Raw genomic sequence first — 15,339 nt, forward strand, 5'->3', positions numbered from 1 at the left:
GGCGGCCGCACCGCCCGGGCGCGCGTCAGCCCGCGCCGAGGTAGGTGACGTTCACGGTGAGCAGGCTCTCGCCCGATTTCAGGGTCACCGTGTTCGCCTGCTTCGTGCTGCCGACGAGCAGCACCCAGTCCGTCTTCTCGTAGCTCTGCGGGGCCGTCTCCCGCCAGCCGAGGTGCTGGAGCTGCTCGCCGAACCGCGGCAGGGCCCAGTCCGCCTGCTGCGTGCTGAGGACCGCGGTCCAGTCGACCAGGCTGGCGTTCTTCGTGCCCTTCGTGTCGCCCGAGCCCTTCCCCTTCTCGGGGTCCAGGCCCGCGGCGCGCAGCGAGGATCTGACCTCATCGTCCACGGCGTCCCGGCTCAGTGGCGCCCCGGTCGCCTTGGCCGTGGGCTTCGCGGAGGATTTGGCGGACTGCGACTGGGCGGAGCCCGCCTTGGACGCCGAAGAACCGGAGTCGTCGGCGGACGAGCAGCCCGCGAGGACCAGGGCCGCGGACGCGGCCAGAGTGATGACTGCCGCCGTCTGCGGCCTGACGCGAATGTGCACGGAGAGACTCCCACCCCATGTGAATGTGGCCGGGAGTCTCACACACCCGGCCGGATTCCGCACACCCGTATCACCATTTCCGCACACGTGGTCCACGGGCGGAGGGGACGAACGGGGACGAGAGCTAACCCATCACCGTGTAACCGGCCGCGTGCAGCGACCGCGCGACCTCGGCGCAGTGCTCCGGGCCCTTCGTCTCCAGGCGCAGCTCCACCTCCACCTCCGTGAGCCCGAGCCGGGGGTCGGTCCGTACGTGGCTCACGTCCAGCACGTTCGCGTCCACCCCCGACAGCACGCCCAGGAGCCCGGCCAGCGCCCCCGGCCGGTCGGCCACGCGCAGCCGCAGCGAGAGGTAGCGGCCGGCCGCCGCCATGCCGTGCCGCAGGATCCGCTGGAGCAGCAGCGGGTCGACGTTCCCGCCGGACAGCACCGCCACCACCGGGCCGCCGCCCCCGTACAGCTCGGGCCGGCCCAGCAGGGCGGCGACGGGGCTGCACCCGGCCGGCTCGACGACCAGCTTGGCGCGCTCCAGGCAGTGCAGCAGGGCGCTGGAGAGGGCGTCCTCCGAGACGGTGCGGACGCCGTCGAGGAGCTCCGCGATGATGCGGAAGGGGACGTCGCCGGGCCGGCCCACCTTGATGCCGTCGGCCATCGTGACCGGCTCGTCGATCGACACGGGGTGCCCGACCCGCAGCGAGGGCGGGTAGGCGGCCGCGCCCTCCGCCTGGACGCCGATCACCTTGACGTCGGGCCGCAGCGCCTTCACCGCGACCGCGATGCCCGCCGCGAGGCCGCCGCCGCCGATGCCGACGAGGATCGTCTTGACCTCCGGGCACTGCTCCAGGATCTCCAGGCCGACCGTGCCCTGGCCGGCGATGACGTCCCGGTGGTCGAACGGGTGGATGAACACCGCCCCCGTGCGGTCCGCGTAGTCCTGGGCCGCGGCCAGGGTCTCGTCGACGACCTGCCCGTACATGCGGACCTCGGCGCCGTACTCCCGGGTCGCCGCCACCTTCGGCAGCGGCGCCCCGACCGGCATGAACACCGTCGAGCGGACGCCGAGGAGGGAGGAGGCGAGGGCGACGCCCTGCGCGTGGTTGCCGGCGCTGGCCGCGACCACGCCGGCGGCCCGCTGCTCGGGGCGCAGACCGGAGATGCGCACATAGGCGCCGCGGAGCTTGAAGGAGCCGGTCCGCTGGAGGTTCTCGCACTTGAAGTGGACCGGGGAGCCGGTGAGGGCGGAGAGGTGCCGGCTGTTTTCCATCGGCGTGACCCGGGCGACGCCCGAGAGCATCTTCTGGGCCCCCCGGACGTCGTCGAGGATGACCTGCGGGACGGGCACGGGCACGCGGTAGTTCATGCCGCCAGTCTCGCAGCCCTCGCGGACCGCGGCCCCGGGCCGCGGAACCGGCCACGGAACCGACTGGGCGGCCGGCTGTGGAACCGGCCGCGGAATCCGGCCCTCCGCAGCGGGTGGGCGGCACCTCGCACAAAGGCCGGCGGCACCTCGTGCAAGGGCCTGCGGCACCCCGTGCCAGGGGCCGGCCCGGCGGCCCAGAGGGGCCCACAGGGGGCGAAATCCCGCCATCCTGGACGGCCTCCGGGGCTCGCCCAGCACGGCCCGTATCAGTTCTCGTACGAGGCGTACGGGGCGCCCGACGGCCGCGTACTCTGTCCCCCATCCTTGTCGGCCCCACGCGAAGAGAGCTCACGGCCATGCCTTCCACACCGGCCAATTCCGACCTGCCCACGGCGGCCGAGGCGTCCGCCGAAGCCGGTCTCCTCGACTCGCTCCAGCACCAGGTGGCCGTCTTCGCCCGGCGTGCCGAGCAGACCCGCCTGGGCGGCGTCGGCCAGGCGCGCAACTCGATGGACCGCGCCGCGTACCTGCTGCTGAACCGGCTCGACCTGGAAGGCCCGATGGGCGTCAAGGCGCTCGCCTGCGGCATGGGCATCGACTCCTCCACCGTCACCCGCCAGGTCGCGCCGCTCGTCGACGGCGGCCTGGTCAAGCGGACCTCGCACCCGGAGGACGGGCGGGCCGTGGTCCTCGCGCTCTCCCCGCGCGGCCTCGCCCGGCTGGAGGAGGTCCGCTCCTCGCGGCGCGAGCTGATGGCCCGCGTGACCGACGGCTGGACCGAGGACGAACGGGTGTCGTTCACCTCGCTGCTGACCCGTTTCAACGGCTCGCTGTCGGAGCTCATGGGCGCCGCCTCCGAGGCGGGCCCCGCTTCCTGAAGTCCCGTGCGAGCCGGGGCCGTCCGACCTCTTGACCGGGGCGGTCCCGCTGCCCGCACTATGAGGCCTGTGGACGACCACGGGCGGCGCGCCTACGCGGAGTTCGAAGCCTTCGTCGCGGGCGCGGCGGGGCGGCTGCTGCACGTCGCCGTCCTGCTGACGGCCGAGCCGGAGGCGGAGCCCGTCGCCGCCCGCCGGCTGCTCTCGGGCGCGCTGGCCCGTACGTACGCCGACTGGCGCCGGGTGCGCCGTGACGACCCGTACGACCACACCCGCCGGGAGCTGTGCGCCGCCTTCGCCCGCACCGGCCGGCACCACCACGGCGGTACGGGGCTCCTCGCGCCCCTCGGCCCGCTGGAACGGCTCGTCCTGGTCCTGCGCGTGTACGAGGGCGTCGCGGAGGAGGTCACCGCCGCCCAGCTGGGGCTGCCGGTCGAGCGGGTCCGGGCGGTGTGCACCAGGGCCGTGTCCGCGGTGCGCTCCCGGGAGGCCGCGTGAGCGCCGCCGACCGCAAGGAGGACCGGGTCAGGCAACTGCTGGAGGGCCCCCACCCGGTGGTCCCGGCCGGGCTGGCGGCGAGTGCCGCGGCCCGCGGGGGCCGGATGCTGCGCCGCCGCCGGGCCCTGCGCCGGGCCGGCTGGACGCTGCTGTGCGCGGCCGCGGTGGCCTTCGCGGTGTGGGCGTGGCTGGTCCGCCCGTGGGAGGTGCCGCCGAGCGGTGTCTCCCCGCCCCTGGAGGGCTGGTAGCCACCGCCCGGCGGCCGTTGCTCCCGTGCGTACGGGACTGCTAGCCGAGGGCCTGGGTCAGGTCCGCGATCAGGTCGTCGGCGTTCTCGATGCCGACCGAGACACGGATCAGGTCCGCCGGGACCTCCAGGGCCGAACCGGCCACCGAGGCGTGGGTCATGCGGCCCGGGTGCTCGATGAGGGACTCGACGCCGCCGAGCGACTCGGCCAGCGTGAAGATCCTGGTGCGGGCGCAGACCGCGACGGCCTCCTCCTCGCCGCCGGTGACCTGGAAGGAGATCATGCCGCCGAAGTTGCGCATCTGCTTGGCGGCGACCTCGTGGCCCGGGTGCCCGGGCAGGCCCGGGTAGAGGACCTTGTGGACCTTGGGGTGGCGGGTCAGCATGTCGGCGACCTTCGTCGCGTTCTCCGCGTGCCGGTCCATGCGGACGGCCAGCGTCTTGATGCCGCGCAGCACGATCCAGGAGTCGAAGGGGCCGGCCACGGCGCCCATCGCGTTCTGGTGGTAGGCCAGTTCCTCGCCCAGCGCCGCGTCGGCGGTGACCAGCGCGCCGCCGACGACGTCGGAGTGGCCGCCCATGTACTTGGTCAGCGAGTGCACGACCACGTCCGCGCCGAGCGCGAGGGGCTGCTGGAGGTAGGGGGAGGCGAAGGTGTTGTCCACGACCAGCTTGGCGCCGGCCGAACGCGCGATGTCGGCGACGACGGCGATGTCGGTGATGCCGAGCAGCGGGTTGGACGGGGTCTCGACCCAGATGACCTTCGTCTTCGGGGTCAGTGCGGCCCGCACCGACTCCGGGTCGGAGGTGTCGGCCACCGACCACTCCACGCCCCAGCGGGAGACGACCTTCGCGAACAGGCGGAACGTGCCGCCGTAGGCGTCGTTCGGGATGACCACGTGGTCGCCCGGGGCGAGGAGCGTGCGCAGCAGGCAGTCCTCCGCGGCGAGCCCGGACGCGAAGGCGAGGCCGCGCCGGCCGCCCTCCAGCGCCGCGAGGTTCTCCTCCAGCGCGGTACGGGTCGGGTTCGCGCTGCGGCTGTACTCGTAACCGCCGCGCAGTCCGCCGACGCCGTCCTGCTTGTACGTCGACACCTGGTAGATCGGGGGCACGACCGCGCCGGTCTGCGGGTCCGCCGTGTTGCCCGCGTGGATCGCGCGGGTCTCGAAGCTCTGGTGCTCGTGGCTGTCGTCGCTCATGGGCAGAGCCTAAGCCCCGGCCGCCGACGCGCCCACCGCACACCCACCGGTCCGGCATTGGCCTTTGCGCGGGTGCGTCTGGTTCGCTGGGGGGCATGGAGATTCTGTGGTTCCTGCTCGCGATGGGCCTGCTCGTGGCCGCTTTCAGCCCGTACATACGGCGCCGGCGGGGCGGCGGCGTACGCCTGGTCGCACCGGGCAGCCCCGACGCGGCCGACCCGGAGAACTACGGATTCGCCCGCCAGGAACACCTCGACCTCCGGGTCCCTGGCCCGGACGAGGACCTGATGGACGCCCTGGAGGCCGTGCAGCGCACCGGCCGGTGGCAGGCCGCGTCCCAGCTGCTGGCCGGCACCCCCAAGGAGGGCGAGCTGCGCTGGCAGCGCGTCCAGGCCTTCGGCGGGGCCGCGGCCCTGGAGCTGGTGGCCGAACCCGGGGTCGGCGCGGGGTGGCTGAAGGCCTGGCGGCTGGAGGCCGAGAAGGACGCGGGCGGCGCGCAGGTGCACGCGGAACTGCTGGTGCAGCAGGCGTGGCGGCATTCGGGCGGGGTGGGCTCCACGGACCACCGGATCATCCTGGAGGAGGCCCGGGAGGCGTGCCGCAAGGCGGCGCTGCTCGCCCCCGGCGACCCCGTCCCGTACATCACGGAGCTGGCGGTGGCGCGGGCGCTCGGGTATGCGGAGGCGGAGTTCGACGCGCTCTGGGCGAAGGTGATCGACGTGGCGCCGGCGCACATGGGCGCGCACCTGGCGGCGCTGCACTACTGGTGCGAGAAGTGGCACGGCTCGCGGGAGAAGGCGGACGCCTTCGCGCACGCGGCGGCGGCCCGCGCCCCGCAGGGCTCGCTGCTGGCGGCGCTGCCGCTGTTCGCGGTGTACGAGCACGTGCCGGAGGTCGTGCTGACGAACTTCTGGCAGAGCGCGGTGGTGACCCGCGCCGTGGAGGGTGCCCTGTACGCGGTGCACACCGCGCGCCCGGACGACCCGATGCTCGCGCACGTACGGCACATGCTGCTGTGGTGCCTGGTGCCGATGGAGCGCTGGGCGGAGGCGATGGAGCAGGTCCGCCACATCGACGGCTGCGTCGGCGCCCTGCCCTGGTCGGCCTCGGCGGACCCGGCGGCGCAGTACGCGGTGTACCGCGCGCTGGCGGTGGCGGGCTACGAGGCCAACGGCGGCTCCCCGGCGACGCTGCCGCACTGACGCGGCGGTCGTCGCAGGTCCCGCGGGCCGGTGGCGGCGGCGGGACCTGCGGGAACGGTGCCTGAACGGTGCTGGAACGGACATAGGAGGACGCACCCGCGCACCCCGCCCCGGGGCGCGGAACGGGGTGCACCCCTGCTCTCGTCAGACCCGTCCGCCCCGCATAAGGTGCGCGTAAACATCGCACCGTCTCCCGGGGGGACCCGTCCTACATGGGCGCTTCACTGCGCGCGCTGCGCGCCCTCGTCCTGCTCGCAGGCTTCTATCTGCTCGGCCTCATCCTGCTGGCCGTGCTCGCCGCCGCCGACTGGGCCACCGTCACCTGGCTGCACGGCGGCGTCGCCGGCAAGATCCTCATCGTCTCGGTGGTCCTCGCGGTCCCGATCGTGCGCGGCATGTTCATGCTCCGCACGCCCAAGGGCGACCCGCTGCCCGGCGTGCCCGTCACCGAGCAGCAGGAGCCCGTCCTGTGGCAGACGGTCCGTGACATCGCCGCCCAGGTCGGCACCCGCGCCCCCGACGAGATCCTGCTGATCGACGAGGTCAACGCGGCCGTCAGCGAGGACGCCCGGCTGCTCGGCCTGCTGCCCGGCACCCGCCGCCTCTACCTCGGCCTGCCCCTGATGACCGGCCTGGACGAGATGCAGCTGCGCGCCGTCCTCGCCCACGAGATGGGCCACTACGCCAACCTCGACACCCGCCTCACCCCGCTGATCGCCCGCGGCCGCGCCCAGCTGATCCGCACCATCGGGCACTTCCACGAACGCGCCGACAGCAAGGTCGCCAAGGAGCGCGCCCGGCAGGAGAAGGCCGCCGAGAAGCGGCTCGCGAAGGGCAAGAAGGCCAAGGAGGTCGACACCTCCGGCCAGGGCGCCATGTACCGGTCCATGGCGAAGATCTACACGGCGTACGGGAACTTCTACATGCGCGCCACCCTCGCGGGCAGCCGCCGCCAGGAACTCGCCGCCGACCTCGCCTCGGTCCGCGTCGCCGGCCGCGACTCCGCCGCCTCCGCGCTGCGCGAGCTCAACGCCCTCGGCCCCGCGCACGGCTTCTACATGGACTCGTACGCCACCCTCGGCGTCGGCGCCGGCCTGCTGCCGCTCCCCGGCCAGGTCTACGGCGGCCTGCGCCGGCTCCTCGACGCCCGCACGGAGGAACTGGAGGACCTGCGCCGCGACCTGTCCACCGAGCCGGCGTCCCCGTACGACTCCCACCCCGCGCTCGCCGAACGCGTGGCCCGCATCGAGGCCCTGCCGGACGACGGCCGCGGCGGCCAGGACGCCCGCCCCGCGCTGCAGTTGCTCGCCTCCCCGGAGGCCGCGCTGGCCGCGCTGGAGCAGGCGGTCCTGACCCCCCAGGCACTCGCGCTGACCCGGCTGGACTGGGCGGACCTCGTCCACGAGAGCATGACCCGGTACGTCGGCCAGGGCGCGCAGGAGTTCCGCGAGGCCCTCGCCGCCGAGGGCGCGGGCCCCGGCCTCGGCGCACTGCTCGACGCGGTCGACGCGGACCCGGCCGTGCTCTGGCGGATCGGCGACCGCCTCCCGAAGTCCGACGAGGCCGCCGCCGCCACCGGCCGCACCGCCCGCGAGTTCGCCCGCCCGGTGCTGCGCCGGGCCGTGAGCCGGCTCGCCGACATCGAGCTGACCGAGCGGGGCCGGGCCCGCTGGGAGCTGTCCTGGAGCGACTCGGCCGCGCTGCGCTACCCGCACGAGGCCTTCGCCGATGAACTGGCCGGCGCCGTGGACGCGGCCGTCGCCGACCGTCCCGACACCGAACCGCTGCGAAAGCTGGTGCTCGCCCCGTGACCGACAAGCTGATCTTCGTCCTCGTAGCGCTGATCGTCGGCGGTGCGTACCAGTACTTCACCGGCCGGACCAAGAAGAAGGCCCCCGCCGCGGCCGCCCCGGCCGGCGCACCGGACCGCGAGGAGGCCGCCAAGGCCGAGAAGAAGGCCCGCGAGGCGGCCGCGGTCGTCGCGCTCGGCTTCGTCGCCGAGGAGGACCTCGACACCGAGAACGCACAGCCCGTACCTGCCGGGCGGACCGCCGCCGCGGCCGCCGTCGCGGCCGGTGACTGGGAGGCGGGCGCCGCGTACATCGCGGAGGCAGGCAGCGACTGGGAGGAGCGCTGGCAGCGCGTGCGGGCCCTCTCCGAGGTCGCCGCGCAGGACGACGCCTGGCTGCTGGCCTGGCAGGCGGGCCGCCCGGCGGATCCCACCGCGGCACTGGTCGAGGCGGACACCGCGGTGCAGGTGGCCTGGAACGTCCGCGGCAGCCAGGCGGGCAGCCGCACGACCCAGGAGCAGTTCCGGCTCTTCCACGAGCTGCTGCTCAAGGCGCGCACGGCGGCCCAGGAGGCCCAGCGCCTCGCCGACCCGGCCGACCCGGTCCCGTACGTGGTGGAGCTGCCGATCGGCTACGGCCTCGGCTATCCCCACGAGCAGTACGAGAAGCTGTGGTCGGAGGTGGTCTCCCGGGACCCGAAGCACCTGTCGGCGCACACCTCGGCGCAGCAGTACTGGTCGGCGAAGTGGCGCGGTTCGCACGAGCTGGCCATGGAGTTCGCGGGCCGGGCGGCGGCCGGCGGCGCCCCGGGCGAGCTGCTGTCCCTGCTTCCGCTGATCGCGTTCGTGGAGCAGGAGAGCTGGGACGGGGACCTGCGCCCGGAGACCTTCTTCCGGGAGCCGGAGGTCGTCGCCGCGGTGGACGCCGCGCTCGCGGACCTGGCGGCGGCCGACCCGGCCGACCGGCGGGCGGTGCGCCTGCGGCACATCCTGGCGTGGCTGCTGTTCTGGCAGGACCGGGACGCCGAGGCGGTGGAGCAGTTCCGCCTGATCGACGGGCACATCGGCGCCCTGCCCTGGATCTACGCGGGCTCCCCGCGAGGCCGGTACCTGCACGCCCGCAACTGGGCCGTCCGGGTCACCGAGCTGGAGTCCTGAGCGGCCGCGCGGGCAGGACGCGAAAAATGACGCTGCGGTGACGTCCCGGGCGGGGGCGGGCACGGGGGAATCCCGGCCCGCCCCCGTCCGTTAAAGGAGGACCACTAGGAGGGAATCCATGTTCTCGTACCGCCGCACCCCCGAGCTCCCCACCCGCGAGGAGGCCCTGACCGGCCGCGCGGAGCCGCTCTTCGGCCTGCCCGAGAAGCACACCGTGCTCGGCAACCCGCTGGCCGGCCCCTACCCGGCGCACCTGGAGGTGGCCGACTTCGGCCTGGGCTGCTTCTGGGGCGCGGAGCGCAAGTTCTGGCAGACCCCGGGGGTGTGGACCACGCTGGCCGGCTACCAGGGCGGCTTCACCGAGAACCCGACGTACGAAGAGGTCTGCTCGGGTCTGACCGGCCACACCGAGGTCGTCCGCGTGGTCTTCGACCCGGCGCAGGTGTCCTACACCGAGCTCCTGAAGCTGTTCTGGGAGTCCCACAACCCGACCCAGGGCTTCCGCCAGGGCAACGACGTCGGCACCCAGTACCGCTCGGCGGTGTACACCCACTCCGAAGCCCAGCAGGCGCAGGCCGAGGCCTCCCGCTCGGCGTACCAGCAGGTCCTCGCGTCCGCGGGCCACGGCGACATCACGACGGCGGTCCTCCCGGCCGCGGAGCGCCCCTTCTGGCCGGCGGAGGCGTACCACCAGCAGTACCTGGACAAGAACCCGGACGGCTACTGCGGCATCGGCGGCACGGGCGTCTCCTGCCCCATCGGCGTGGCCAGGGCCGACGGCTGACCCGTCCCGGCCCCCCGCGCGCCCCTCGCCCCGGTGGGCGGTGGCGCCGGGGGCCGTTGGCGCGGCGGGTCAGATCGTGGACGCGTCGATGACGAAGCGGTAGCGGACGTCGCTGGCCAGGACGCGTTCGTAGGCGTCGTTGATCTCGTCGGCGCGGATCAGTTCGATCTCCGAGCCCAGTCCGTGCTCGGCGCAGAAGTCCAGCATTTCCTGGGTCTCCGCGATGCCGCCGATCATCGAGCCGGCCAGCGTCTTGCGGCCGGTGATGACCGAGAAGAGGTTCACCTCGACCGGCTCCTCCGGGGCTCCGACGTTCACCAGCGCGCCGTCGACCTTCAGCAGGCCGAGGTACGCGTCCAGGCGCAGCGGGGCCGACACCGTCGAGATGACGAGGTCGAAGCTGCCGGCCAGCTTCTCGAACGTGGTCTCGTCGCTGGTGGCGTGGTAGTGCGAGGCACCGAGCCGCAGGCCGTCCTCCTGCTTGCGCAGGGACTGCGACAGGACGGTGACCTCGGCGCCGAGGGCGGCCGCGATCTTCACGCCCATGTGGCCGAGCCCACCGAGACCGACGATCGCGACCTTCTTGCCGGGGCCCGCCTGCCAGTGCTTGAGCGGCGAGTACAGGGTGATCCCGGCGCACAGCAGCGGCGCGGCGACGTCCAGGGGCAGGCCGTCGGGGATGCGGACGGTGTAGTTCTCGTCGACGACGACGTGCGTGGAGTAGCCGCCGTACGTGGGCTCGCCCTGCTCGTCGCGGGAGTTGTACGTGCCGGTCATGCCCCGGACGCAGTACTGCTCCTGCCCGCGCAGGCAGTACGCGCACGTGCGGCAGGAGTCGACGAAGCAGCCGACGCCGACGTGGTCGCCGACGGCGAACTTGGTGACGCCCGGCCCGGCTTCGGCGACGACACCGGCGATCTCGTGGCCCGGGACCATGGGGTAGATGCCCTCGCCCCAGCCGTCGCCGACCTGGTGGATGTCGGAGTGGCAGATGCCGGCGTACTTGATCTCGATGAGGACGTCGTGCTCGCCGACGGGGCGGCGCGGGACGGTGGTGCGCTCCAGCGGGGCCTTGGCGGCGGGAGCTGCATAGGCGGCGACCTGGGTGACGGACATGGGTGAAGGCTCCTCGAACACTGCTGAAGTTCCGCTGACGTTCTGCGGCGCCTTCCACGATGCCGTGCCGGGCGCCCGGCACCCAGACCCCTGCTCTGCCTAGGACCGGTGGTCCTACCCCTGGCGGGGTCAGGCACAGCGCCGCGCCGGGCCGCCCCGCCCGGCGATACTGGCGTCATGGACCAGCTCGATCAGCGTGCCGAACTCGGCGAGTTCCTGCGTTCCCGCCGTGCGCGGCTGCGCCCCGCGGACGTGGGCCTGCCGGACCACGGGCGCCACCGGCGCGTGCCCGGGCTGCGCCGCGAGGAGCTGGCGCAGCTGGCGGGCGTCTCGGTGGCGTACTACACGCGGCTCGAACAGGGGCACGGGCAGAACGTGTCGGCGGAGGTGCTCGACGCGATCGCGCGGGCGCTGCGTCTGGACGGCACGGAGACGGCCCACCTGACGCACCTGGCCAGCCCCCGGCTGCGCAGGCCGCGCCGGCAGCCCCACCGGCAGGAGCAGGTCCGCCCCGAGCTGCGGACGCTGCTGGACGCGATGGACGGGGTGCCCGCGTACCTGCTGGGGCGGCGGCAGGACGTCCTCGGGTGGAACCGGCTGGCCGCGGCGGTGTTCGGGGACTTCGGCGCGCTGCCGCCGCAGGAGCGGAACCTGGTGCGGATGGTGTTCCAGGACCCGGCGGCGGCCGAGCTGTACGAGGAATGGGACTGCCTGGCCTGCCGGGTCGTGAGCAGTCTGCGCATGTACGCGGGCGAGCACCCGGACGATGAGCAGCTGTCGGCGCTGGTCGGCGAGTTGTCGGTGAAGAACGAGGAGTTCCGCCGGCTGTGGGCGGCGCACACGCTGGCGGACAACAAGACGCACGGGGTGAAGCGGCTGCGCCACCCGCTGGTCGGCGAACTGTCGCTGTCCTTCGAGACGCTGGTGCTGCCGGGCGACTCGGCGCAGGTCCTGGTCACCTACCACGCGGCGCCGGGCTCGCCCTCGCAGGACGCCCTGCGGATGCTGGCGTCGTGGTCGGCCCCCGCCGGGGAGGCGGGGGCGCGCAACGCGCCGCAGGGGCCGCCGGGCCGGCCGGGCCCGCGCGACCCCGCCGCTACAGCGTGAGCTGGAAGTACCCCGTGGCGCGCTCGCGGCGGTAGCCGAGGGCCTCGTTCACCGCCAGCATCGGCGTGTTCTCGTCGGCCACGGTCGTGCCGACCGTGCGCAGGGACGGGTGGCGGGCGGCCGCCTCGGCGAGCATGCGGAGCTTCACCGCGCGGCCGAGGCCGCGGCCCCGGTGCGCGGGGACGACCACGGTGTCGTACTGGAGGGCGCGCGGGCCCTGCGGGTCCGGGAGGACCAGTTCCGTGTACGCCGCCACCTCGCCGTCGGGGGTGACCGCGGCGACCGTGGTCAGGGCGCCCCCGCGGTCCAGGACGAGCTGCTGGGCCGCGTGCAGGCGCTGCGCGGTCCAGGCCTCGGTGCGCTCGTCGAGTTCGCCGGTCGGTGCGTCCTCCATCGCGGCGTGGGCGCGGGCCGCCGCCGGCGCCCAGGCGTCCGGTACGAGGCCGGGCCAGCACAGCATGTCGTAGCCCTCCGGGACCCGGGGCCCGGGCGGGAAGGCCGCCGCCGCGTCCTGGGCGGCGATCACGTCCTGGACGTACCAGGCCATCGGCAGGACGTTCTCGAAGCCCAGGGAGCGGGCGAAGGCCTCGCCCGGGCCGCCGAGGTCCACGAGGGCGGAGACCGAGGTGCGGCCCTCGGAGAGCAGCTCCTCGCGGACCCGCTGCCACAGGGCCGTGCCGAGACCGCGTCGGCGCGCGTGCGGGTGCACGGCCAGCACGTCGAGGAAGGCGGTGTGGCGGTTGGCCTCGTCGGTGAACAGCAGGAGGCCCGCGACGCCTTCGTCAGCCGCCCACAGTGCGGCGCGGCCGCGGGCCGGTGCCACGCTCAGCCGTCCGACGACCTCCGTCCGGGACGGGGGCGGCAGCTGCGGCAGGTCGACCGTGTGGGCGGCGGTCAGGACCGCGAGCCAGGCCCCCGCCTCGGCGGCCGAAGGGGGCGTGCTCAGTGCGCGAATCGTCATGATCACGGACCCTAGCCCGGGGTCCGCGTCCGCGCGCGGGGGTTTGCACGACAGATGGCGGGGAGCCCGCCAGGGGCTCCCCGCCATCCGTTCCGTGCCGGCGTCGGGCCGGGTCAGGAGGCCGTGCCGGCCTTCCAGTCCGCCCAGCTCATGTTCCAGCCGTTGAGGCCGTTGTCCGGCTTGATGGTCTTGTCCGGCGAGTTGACCACCGTGACGACGTCGCCGATGAGCGAGTTGTCGTAGAACCAGGCCGCGGGCTGGCTGGGGTCGTTGGCACCCTGGGCGTCGTTCAGGCCGACGCAGCCGTGGCTGGTGTTCTCACTGCCGAAGATCGAGTCCGATCCCCAGTAGTTGCCGTGGATGAAGGTGCCGGACTGGGACAGCCGCATGGCGTGCGGCACGTCCTTGATGTCGTACTCGCCCTTGCCCTCGCTGTTCTTGAAGCCCACGGTGGAGCCGTCCATCCGGGTCTCCTTGAACTTCTCGGAGATCACCATCTGGCCGTTGTACGTCGGGTTCGCCGGGGAGCCCGCCGAGATCGGGATGGTCTTGAGGACCGCGCCGTCGCGGGTGACGGTCATCTTCTTCGTCTTCGCGTCGACCGTGGAGACCTGGCTGCGGCCGATCTTGAAGGTGGCCGTGCGGTTCTGCACGCCCTGGACGCCGGGGGCGCCCTGCACGCCTTCGAGGGCGAGCTTCAGGGTGACGGTGGAGCCCGCCTGCCAGTACTGCTCGGGGCGGAAGTCCAGGCGCTGCGGGCTGAACCAGTGCCCGACGACCTCCTGGCCGCTGCTGGAGGTGACGCTGATCGCCGCCTGGACGGCCTTCATGTCCTTGATCGGCTTGTTGAAGGTGATCGAGACCGGCATGCCCACGCCGACGGTCTGGCCGTCGTCCGGTATGAACGAACCGACGAAGCTGTTCTCCGGGGAGACGGTGGTGAACGAGGTGTTCTCGTGCGCCTCCTTGCCGCTCGCGTCCTTGGCGGTCGCCGACAGGGCGTACTTCGTGGAGCGCTTCAGCGCGGCGTCCGGCTTCCAGCTCTTGCCGTCGGCGGCTATCTTGCCGGCCACGGCCGCGCCTTCGGAGGTCTTCAGCTCGACCGCGGTGAGCGTGCCGTCGCTGACGGCGACGTTCGTCGCGTCGTTCAGGCCGACGTTGGTCGCCCCGTCCTTCGGCGTGATCGTTATCTTGGCCTTGGAGGTGTCCTTGGCCGCGGCCGCGTCCACGTCCGACTGGGACTTGCTGCTCGAGTCCCCGCCGCCCGTGGGCTTGTCGTCGCCACCGCCGCACGCCGAGAGAACCAGCACGCCACCGAGCACGGCGGATATGGCCACCAGGGACCTTCTCCGACGCTTCCTGTCCGTCCTCACACGCCACTCCATCGTTGCCGAACCCCCGAGCTTCCTCCCGGCTCCAGCCGGGCGGTGCCCCGATCGGGGCAGGGGAACATGCCCCCTGCCTCCCACCAGTCAACGCGTTGCAGGCCCGGATCGGTTCCACATTCCGTTTGAATGTGTGCAACCACACGGTCAGGCGTTGTCGGTCGTCTCTTCCTCGTACTCCCCATCTTCCTCGCCCAGGTCCCACTCCATGGACTCGGGGTCGTACTCGACGGGCTCGCTGCTCCAGGAGGCCTGCGCCAACTCCACGCCGGGGATGTCCACGACCAGGTCAGTGGGGTCGACGAGGTACGCGAGCGCCTCCGATTCGTCCTCCCGCACGGCCGACTCGGCGTGGCCGCGCTCCTCGTCCGGCATGAACTCGTCGGCTTCGATGTGCGCGAGTGCGGCCCCGGTGAGCGCCTCGGGGTCGGGCACCTCCAGTACCAAATCCACCCGAAGCCGTACGTACCGTGATGTGTCAGAAGGGTTCATACGACGGAGAGTAAGCCCGCGGAAGCCCCGACTTTCCCGCGACCCGCCCTTGTCCGTAGCATCACCGCACACGGCCAATTCGCTGCGTCCGCAAGGGGGATCGCACCGTGTCCGCACGTCGACCGCTGCTCACCGCTCTCGGAGCGACCACCCTCCTCGCCGCCCTCTGGTTCGTCCCCTCGGCCAACGCCACCGCACCGGGGGCCGCGGGAGCCGGTTCCACCACGTCCGGTTCCGCTTCGGCCGCCGCCCCGGAGTCCGCGAACGCCGCCGGGCCCGGATCGGTCACCGGCCTGGAGGCGGACCCCGCCGACGGCGCCGACGGCGGCCCGCAGGGCGCCGGCCAGGGCTCGCCGGGGCTCGCCGACACCGGCGGCATCGACACCACCCCGTACCTGCTGGGCGGCACGCTCTGCCTGGGCCTCGGGGCCGGTTTCGTCACGTACTCCGTGCACCGCTCGCGCGCCTAGCCGGGCGCGCAGGGGCCGTACGCGACCCCGCACACGCCGAAGGGGCGCCCCCGGGGGGTCTTGCCCCGTGGGGGCCCGTTTGACGCCAAAAACACACCCCCCCGGGCCCGCCCAACCCGGCGGGCCCGCCCACCCCGAAAGGGGGCGGG

The 15,339-nt window shown here is 73.5% G+C and carries 16 protein-coding genes; 9 read left to right on the forward strand and 7 right to left on the reverse strand.

Features of this window, described 5'->3' with window-relative positions; all coding sequences use genetic code 11:
• Positions 1–25 precede the first annotated feature (25 nt).
• Positions 26–544, reverse strand: coding sequence for a hypothetical protein (locus tag ACFXA3_RS14620; RefSeq protein WP_385186756.1), 519 nt, complete (start codon positions 542–544; stop codon positions 26–28).
• A 124-nt stretch (positions 545–668) separates the two neighbouring features.
• Complete coding sequence (gene ilvA / locus ACFXA3_RS14625; protein ID WP_385186759.1) at positions 669–1,904, reverse strand: threonine ammonia-lyase; 1,236 nt, start codon at positions 1,902–1,904, stop codon at positions 669–671.
• A gap of 356 nt (positions 1,905–2,260) precedes the next feature.
• Here ilvA and ACFXA3_RS14630 point away from each other — a divergent pair, with 356 nt between their 5' ends.
• From ACFXA3_RS14630 to ACFXA3_RS14640, 3 genes are read left to right on the forward strand one after another with little or no spacing between them, the layout of a single operon-like run.
• Positions 2,261–2,782 (forward strand): MarR family winged helix-turn-helix transcriptional regulator, encoded by a 522-nt coding sequence (locus ACFXA3_RS14630; protein WP_385186762.1) that lies wholly within the window; start codon positions 2,261–2,263, stop codon positions 2,780–2,782.
• A 60-nt stretch (positions 2,783–2,842) separates the two neighbouring features.
• Entirely contained in the window at positions 2,843–3,280 is a 438-nt protein-coding gene (locus tag ACFXA3_RS14635) for a sigma factor-like helix-turn-helix DNA-binding protein (protein WP_385186764.1), read from the forward strand.
• On the forward strand, positions 3,277–3,528 hold the full coding sequence (locus tag ACFXA3_RS14640) for a hypothetical protein (protein WP_385186766.1): 252 nt from the start codon (positions 3,277–3,279) through the stop codon (positions 3,526–3,528). The genes ACFXA3_RS14635 and ACFXA3_RS14640 overlap by 4 nt, the downstream gene beginning before the upstream one ends.
• A gap of 40 nt (positions 3,529–3,568) precedes the next feature.
• On the opposite strand, the gene ACFXA3_RS14645 is transcribed toward ACFXA3_RS14640, so the two are convergent.
• The gene (locus ACFXA3_RS14645) at positions 3,569–4,726 is read right to left on the reverse strand and encodes a cystathionine gamma-synthase (RefSeq protein ID WP_385186768.1); all 1,158 of its coding nucleotides are present in this window, start codon (positions 4,724–4,726) and stop codon (positions 3,569–3,571) included.
• 95 nt (positions 4,727–4,821) lie between these two features.
• Here ACFXA3_RS14645 and ACFXA3_RS14650 point away from each other — a divergent pair, with 95 nt between their 5' ends.
• From ACFXA3_RS14650 to msrA, 4 genes are all read left to right on the forward strand, one after another.
• Positions 4,822–5,928, forward strand: coding sequence for a hypothetical protein (locus tag ACFXA3_RS14650; protein WP_385186769.1), 1,107 nt, complete (start codon positions 4,822–4,824; stop codon positions 5,926–5,928).
• A gap of 212 nt (positions 5,929–6,140) precedes the next feature.
• Positions 6,141–7,739 carry a M48 family metalloprotease gene (locus ACFXA3_RS14655; protein ID WP_385186770.1) on the forward strand — a complete coding sequence of 533 codons (1,599 nt, stop codon included), beginning with the start codon at positions 6,141–6,143 and terminating at the stop codon, positions 7,737–7,739.
• On the forward strand, positions 7,736–8,875 hold the full coding sequence (locus ACFXA3_RS14660) for a hypothetical protein (protein WP_385186771.1): 1,140 nt from the start codon (positions 7,736–7,738) through the stop codon (positions 8,873–8,875). The genes ACFXA3_RS14655 and ACFXA3_RS14660 overlap by 4 nt, the downstream gene beginning before the upstream one ends.
• 118 nt (positions 8,876–8,993) lie before the next feature.
• The gene (gene msrA, locus ACFXA3_RS14665) at positions 8,994–9,659 is read left to right on the forward strand and encodes a peptide-methionine (S)-S-oxide reductase MsrA (protein WP_385186773.1); all 666 of its coding nucleotides are present in this window, start codon (positions 8,994–8,996) and stop codon (positions 9,657–9,659) included.
• Positions 9,660–9,728: 69 nt separating this feature from the next.
• Here the strand turns inward: msrA and ACFXA3_RS14670 are convergent, their stop codons facing one another.
• The gene (locus ACFXA3_RS14670) at positions 9,729–10,775 is read right to left on the reverse strand and encodes an NAD(P)-dependent alcohol dehydrogenase (RefSeq protein ID WP_385186774.1); all 1,047 of its coding nucleotides are present in this window, start codon (positions 10,773–10,775) and stop codon (positions 9,729–9,731) included.
• A 177-nt stretch (positions 10,776–10,952) separates the two neighbouring features.
• Between ACFXA3_RS14670 and ACFXA3_RS14675 the strand changes: the two genes are divergently transcribed.
• Positions 10,953–11,882: a helix-turn-helix transcriptional regulator gene (locus ACFXA3_RS14675; RefSeq protein ID WP_385186775.1), complete on the forward strand. Its 930-nt coding sequence runs from the start codon at positions 10,953–10,955 to the stop codon at positions 11,880–11,882.
• On the opposite strand, the gene ACFXA3_RS14680 is transcribed toward ACFXA3_RS14675, so the two are convergent.
• The 3 genes from ACFXA3_RS14680 to ACFXA3_RS14690 all read right to left on the reverse strand — a co-directional run bounded on the left by ACFXA3_RS14680 (position 11,872) and on the right by ACFXA3_RS14690 (position 14,720).
• Complete coding sequence (locus ACFXA3_RS14680) at positions 11,872–12,843, reverse strand: GNAT family N-acetyltransferase (RefSeq protein WP_385186777.1); 972 nt, start codon at positions 12,841–12,843, stop codon at positions 11,872–11,874. The genes ACFXA3_RS14675 and ACFXA3_RS14680 overlap by 11 nt on opposite strands.
• Positions 12,844–12,956: 113 nt before the next feature.
• Positions 12,957–14,228: an Ig-like domain-containing protein gene (locus ACFXA3_RS14685; protein ID WP_385186778.1), complete on the reverse strand. Its 1,272-nt coding sequence runs from the start codon at positions 14,226–14,228 to the stop codon at positions 12,957–12,959.
• Positions 14,229–14,375: 147 nt separating this feature from the next.
• Positions 14,376–14,720 carry a hypothetical protein gene (locus tag ACFXA3_RS14690; RefSeq protein WP_385186780.1) on the reverse strand — a complete coding sequence of 115 codons (345 nt, stop codon included), beginning with the start codon at positions 14,718–14,720 and terminating at the stop codon, positions 14,376–14,378.
• 107 nt (positions 14,721–14,827) lie between these two features.
• On the opposite strand from ACFXA3_RS14690, the gene ACFXA3_RS14695 reads away from it, so the two are divergent.
• Positions 14,828–15,190, forward strand: a complete 363-nt coding sequence (locus ACFXA3_RS14695; protein WP_385186781.1) for a hypothetical protein — start codon at positions 14,828–14,830, stop codon at positions 15,188–15,190.
• Positions 15,191–15,339 lie beyond the last annotated feature (149 nt).

The organism is Streptomyces sp. NPDC059456 (assembly GCF_042750055.1).
Lineage (GTDB): Bacteria > Actinomycetota > Actinomycetes > Streptomycetales > Streptomycetaceae > Streptomyces.

Bases quoted from the DNA above. Each gene is read 5' to 3' on its own strand.
- ilvA (WP_385186759.1), bottom strand. From the start codon at position 1,904: ATGAACTACCGCGTGCCCGTGCCCGTCCCGCAGGTCATCCTCGACGAC.
- ACFXA3_RS14630 (WP_385186762.1), top strand. From the start codon at position 2,261: ATGCCTTCCACACCGGCCAATTCCGACCTGCCCACGGCGGCCGAGGCG.
- ACFXA3_RS14635 (WP_385186764.1), top strand. From the start codon at position 2,843: ATGAGGCCTGTGGACGACCACGGGCGGCGCGCCTACGCGGAGTTCGAA.
- ACFXA3_RS14645 (WP_385186768.1), bottom strand. From the start codon at position 4,726: ATGAGCGACGACAGCCACGAGCACCAGAGCTTCGAGACCCGCGCGATC.
- ACFXA3_RS14650 (WP_385186769.1), top strand. From the start codon at position 4,822: ATGGAGATTCTGTGGTTCCTGCTCGCGATGGGCCTGCTCGTGGCCGCT.
- ACFXA3_RS14655 (WP_385186770.1), top strand. From the start codon at position 6,141: ATGGGCGCTTCACTGCGCGCGCTGCGCGCCCTCGTCCTGCTCGCAGGC.
- msrA (WP_385186773.1), top strand. From the start codon at position 8,994: ATGTTCTCGTACCGCCGCACCCCCGAGCTCCCCACCCGCGAGGAGGCC.
- ACFXA3_RS14670 (WP_385186774.1), bottom strand. From the start codon at position 10,775: ATGTCCGTCACCCAGGTCGCCGCCTATGCAGCTCCCGCCGCCAAGGCC.
- ACFXA3_RS14675 (WP_385186775.1), top strand. From the start codon at position 10,953: ATGGACCAGCTCGATCAGCGTGCCGAACTCGGCGAGTTCCTGCGTTCC.
- ACFXA3_RS14680 (WP_385186777.1), bottom strand. From the start codon at position 12,843: ATGACGATTCGCGCACTGAGCACGCCCCCTTCGGCCGCCGAGGCGGGG.
- ACFXA3_RS14685 (WP_385186778.1), bottom strand. From the start codon at position 14,228: ATGGAGTGGCGTGTGAGGACGGACAGGAAGCGTCGGAGAAGGTCCCTG.
- ACFXA3_RS14690 (WP_385186780.1), bottom strand. From the start codon at position 14,720: ATGAACCCTTCTGACACATCACGGTACGTACGGCTTCGGGTGGATTTG.